Consider the following 4,750-nt stretch of genomic DNA (forward strand, 5'->3'; position numbering starts at 1 on the left):
TATCATGGTATCCGAGTTTCTTATCGGACGTCATTCACGCGCCAACACTGCCGGTGCTTATCAAAAACTGGCACCGGGTACGCACTGGCGTTGGGTAGGTCGTATGGGAGTATTGGCAGGTTTTCTGATCTTGAGCTACTATTCCGTAGTGGCTGGCTGGACACTGGAATTCATTGGTGAAGCTGTTACCGATAACTTTGCCGGAAAAACAGCAGCCGATTATATTAACACATTTAATTCCTTCTCTTCTAATCCCTGGCGCCCCGTTATTTGGCTGGTACTCTTTCTTCTTTCCACCCACTTCATCATCGTGAAAGGGGTGGAAAAAGGTATTGAAAAGTCTGCCAAAATTATGATGCCGATGTTGTTTATTCTGTTAATCATACTGGCAGGTTGTTCCATTGCATTACCTGGCTCTGGTGCCGGTCTGGAATTTCTTCTAAAACCGGAATGGGATAAGGTAACTACCAACGTATTCCTAAGTGCCATGGGACAGGCCTTCTTCTCCCTGAGTCTGGGAATGGGATGCCTTTGCACCTATGCATCGTATTTCAAAAAAGACACGAATCTGACTAAAACTGCTTTCAGTGTCAGTATTATCGATACATTTGTAGCTATATTGGCAGGACTTATCATCTTTCCTGCTGCATTTTCGGTGGGTATTCAGCCGGATGCCGGTCCGAGTCTTATCTTCATTACACTACCCAATGTATTCCAACAGGCATTTAGCGGAGTACCTTTATTAGCTTATATATTTTCAGTCATGTTCTATATTCTTCTGGCAGTTGCAGCACTGACTTCCACCATCTCTATGCACGAAGTGGTGACGGCTTATCTGCACGAGGAATTCCACCTGAGCCGGAAACGCGCGGCAAGCTTCGTAACGGGCGGTTGTATATTTTTGGGAACCTTATGTTCTCTTTCATTGGGAGTAGGTAAAGGATATACTCTGTTCGGCTTGAATTTATTCGACATGTTCGACTTTGTCACAGCTAAGATCATGTTACCGTTAGGTGGTCTGTGCATTTCCATCTTTACCGGCTGGTATCTGAATAAAAAGATTGTCTGGGAAGAAGTCAGCAATAACGGAACACTGAAAGTAACGTTCTACAAATTGCTGATTTTCATATTGAAGTTTATAGCTCCGATAGCAATTTCACTCATCTTTATTAAGGAATTGGGATTCTTGGAATTGTAGGAGATGCAGAATCTATTTAAAGATTTCTTTTACTTTTCCCGGGGAGAAAAGCGAGGTATCCTGATGCTCATAGCAACTATCTGTATCGTTTTTCTCGCCGGGTATCTTATATCCGCCTGGCAACGAAGAGATCAGACCTCTCTGGATGACAAGGTTATACAAGCTATCGCCCAACAGGAATATGAAGAATTCATAGCCTCACTGGAAGAAAAAGAGCAATCCGGTGAAAAGCAATATACGAGTTATAAGCCAAAGAAGGTAGAAAGCATTCCCGTCATCTTGGCTTCTTTCAATCCCAATACGGCAGACTCCATAACATTCCGACACTTAGGACTACCAGCATGGATGACAAAGAATATCCTGCACTATCGGGCAAAGGGTGGCAAATTCCGTAAAACGGAAGATTTTAAAAAGATATATGGAATGACAGAAGATCAATACTCTGTTCTGTCACCTTACATACATATCCCACCGGAAGACACAGTACGTCATACACCACAACTGTATATTACAGAAACTGTACCAGTGGAAAATATAAAATATAAAACCGGCACTATTCTTGATCTTAATCGCGCCGACACCACCGAATTAAAAAAGGTTCCGGGTATCGGAAGCGGCATTGCCCGCCTGATTGTGGGTTATCGGCAACGCCTTGGCGGATTCTACCAAATAGAACAATTAAAGGATATCAATCTGGATACCCAACAACTGCAAGCCTGGTTTAGTATCGACCTGACAAATGTTCACCGCATAAACTTGAACCACACTGGCATAGACAGATTACGCTCCCACCCTTACATCAACTTCTATCAAGCCAAAGCCATTGTAGAATACCGCAAGAAAAAAGGCTCGTTAACGAGCCTTAAACCTTTCTCCCTTTACGAGGAATTTACAAAAGCTGATCTGGAAAGAATCAGCCACTATGTCTGCTTTGAGTGATAGCCTTAAAATTACTTCTCCAAAACTCCTGACCGGATAGCAGCATCACGTTCATTCTTCAAGCGTTCCTTCTCCTGTTTATATTGATTTTTAAGGGACCTCACCTTGTCTTTTTTGACATCTTTAGATAAAGAACTATTTTCAATAGCCTCTTTATCTTTTTCAAATTTCGCTTCCAATTGATCGAGTCTATTATCGTAATCATCTTTCATGATGCCGCGCAAGCCTTCACCATTATTCATACTTCCATAATGCGTTTCCCATGCTTTGATTTGATTTTCTGACAAGATAGCCCTAATGGCAGCTTTGTGTTCAAGAGCCAACGCCCTCTTCTTTTGCCCCTTTTCATATCCAGGAAGGTTACTCCGTCCAATAGCTCTAAACTTAGGTCCCACTTCTTTATTTAGCTTTTTGATTTTTGCAATTTGATCGGCTGACAGGTTCAACACCTTATCCGATTCGATTCGTTTAAAGGAATCGAAATTTACATCCTGCGCATAAGCGAATGACACAAATGCAGATGCAACTAAAGCAAGAATTACTTTTTTCATAATGCAATCTATATAAGTTATAAAAATCAGGGCTAAGATATAACAAAATGTTATAATTTCCATCCATCTTATATAGAAACAGATTTAAAAGGCGTTTGTTTTTCTAAATAAAAAACAGCAATTGATGCAACTTTACCAGACTCTACTTCGTCTAATCAATAGAAAACAATCTGAAACAGGACAGGCCAGTCTGAAATTAGAAATTAAAATAAAAAAATCACAATGAAAAGATTATTAATAGCCATACTAATAGTCAGTATGGTACAGGGAGTATTTGCTCAAAAAATAGAGATAAAAGGTACTATACGCAATGCAACAGACAATGAAGCCACAGAATTTGTAAACGTAGTACTACAAACCACCGACTCTGTCTTTGTAAATGGTGTGTCTACCAACAATAACGGAAGCTTCATCTTCAATAAAGTAGAAGCTGGAAATTACCGATTGGTTCTTTCTTGTGTTGGATACAACACACAATACATCACATTGAATGGAGTAAAACGTAATACAGATCTGGGAGATATTTTTCTGGAAGATGCCTCAGTAGCCTTGGAGGGTGTAATCATCAATGGTTCCAATCAAATCAACCGTCCCGACCGGAAACTGGTATTCCCTTCCGAACGCCAGATGAAAGTCTCCACCAATGGAGTCAATCTGTTACAAGAACTGATGCTCCCACGTATCCAGGTCAATCCGATGAATAACGAAATCGGAATATCCGGTGGGGGTGAACTACAAATACGTATCAACGGAGTCAAGGCAGATATCAATGAGATAAAAGCTCTGCGCCCCGCCGATATCATCCGTATAGAATATCATGACAATCCCGGCTTACGTTATGGCAATGCGGAAATCGTACTCGATTACATTGTTCGCCGCCCCGATACGGGAGGAAGCTTCGGCACCGATCTCAGTCAGGGAATCAATGCAATGTGGGGAAGCTACAATGTATTCGGTAAAGTCAATCATAAAAAATCAGAATTCGGTCTTTCTTACCACATGGGCCCTCGCGATTTCTACGGTATGTATCGGGATAATGAAGAAACATTCCGCTTAGCAGATGGAAATACCACTCAGCGCGTAGAAAAGGGAGAACCCAGCCATGCCATGTTGTTTATGCAAAATCTGAATGTCAGTTACAGCCTTCAGGCATCCAAGAATTCTCTCTTCAGTGCCACATTCCGCCTGCGTGGAAACAATCAACCCAATTGGGATTACCAAGGAGTGCTCTATAATGTGAATGATGAAACAGATATGGTAAATATGATAGACCGCACCAAGAATAGCTGGACTCGCCCCTCTTTAGACCTCTACTATCAGCAAAACCTAAAAAAGAAGCAGACGTTGGTATTCAATCTGGTAGGAACTTACAACCGGGAGAAGTCGCACCGTATCTATCAGGAAAGCCTACACAACGAAATGTTGACTGACATTAATAACAATGTATTGGGTGACAAATACTCCTTAATTGGAGAAGCCATTTACGAAAAGCAGTTCTCAAAAGGAAACGCATTGAGTTTTGGCTTAAAGCACACCCAGTCCTATTCTAACAACGAATACAGAAACGGCCATAATTATGATACCCGGATGAACCAGGGAAACAGTTACATATTCAGTGAATACCGTGGTAAGATAAACAAATTGGATTATAGATTAGGAATCAGTCTAACCCGTTTCTATTACAACCAAAGCGGGAATGATGATTCTTCTAAAAAGTACAATATAAACCCGAAAGCTACATTGCATTACACTTTTTCCGAGAACTCATACCTCCGTTGGAAAGCCGAAGTATTCAATGCAACTCCTTCATTGAGTAACCTGAGTGCTATAGAACAAACTATAGACTCTTTCCAGATACGCCGTGGTAATCCAAACCTGAAATCGTATATGTGCTATCGCACGGAACTGACTTATGAATGGAAGAAAGGCATTTTCTACAGTAATCTATGGGGTGCATATGATTATCGTCCCAATGCCATTATGGATGAGAAGTTACAGGAAGACAATAAAATAGTACAAACGTGGGATAACCAGAAAGACTGGCAAAAGTTATCTGGACGTC

4 protein-coding genes are annotated in these 4,750 nt (G+C 41.1%); 3 read left to right on the forward strand and 1 reads right to left on the reverse strand.

What is annotated here, in order from left to right; genetic code table 11:
* The coding region (locus tag BACCELL_RS05800) for a sodium-dependent transporter (RefSeq protein ID WP_007210683.1) at nt 1-1,198 on the forward strand (1,198 nt) is incomplete at its 5' end.
* Between the two features lie 3 nt (nt 1,199-1,201).
* The gene (locus BACCELL_RS05805; protein WP_007210684.1) at nt 1,202-2,137 is read left to right on the forward strand and encodes a ComEA family DNA-binding protein; all 936 of its coding nucleotides are present in this window, start codon (nt 1,202-1,204) and stop codon (nt 2,135-2,137) included.
* 11 nt (nt 2,138-2,148) lie between these two features.
* Here BACCELL_RS05805 and BACCELL_RS05810 read toward each other — a convergent pair whose 3' ends face one another.
* On the reverse strand, nt 2,149-2,688 hold the full coding sequence (locus BACCELL_RS05810) for a hypothetical protein (protein ID WP_165361053.1): 540 nt from the start codon (nt 2,686-2,688) through the stop codon (nt 2,149-2,151).
* Between the two features lie 222 nt (nt 2,689-2,910).
* On the opposite strand from BACCELL_RS05810, the gene BACCELL_RS05815 reads away from it, so the two are divergent.
* On the forward strand, nt 2,911-4,750 hold a 1,840-nt coding region (locus BACCELL_RS05815; RefSeq protein ID WP_007210686.1), incomplete at its 3' end, for a TonB-dependent receptor.

The sequence above is a fragment of the Bacteroides cellulosilyticus DSM 14838 genome (assembly GCF_000158035.1).
Classification (GTDB): Bacteria; Bacteroidota; Bacteroidia; order Bacteroidales; family Bacteroidaceae; genus Bacteroides; species Bacteroides cellulosilyticus.

What these genes read in the sequence shown, in the direction of transcription:
- BACCELL_RS05805 (WP_007210684.1), top strand. Translation starts at nt 1,202, where the DNA reads ATGCAGAATCTATTTAAAGATTTCTTTTACTTTTCCCGGGGAGAAAAG.
- BACCELL_RS05810 (WP_165361053.1), bottom strand. Translation starts at nt 2,688, where the DNA reads ATGAAAAAAGTAATTCTTGCTTTAGTTGCATCTGCATTTGTGTCATTC.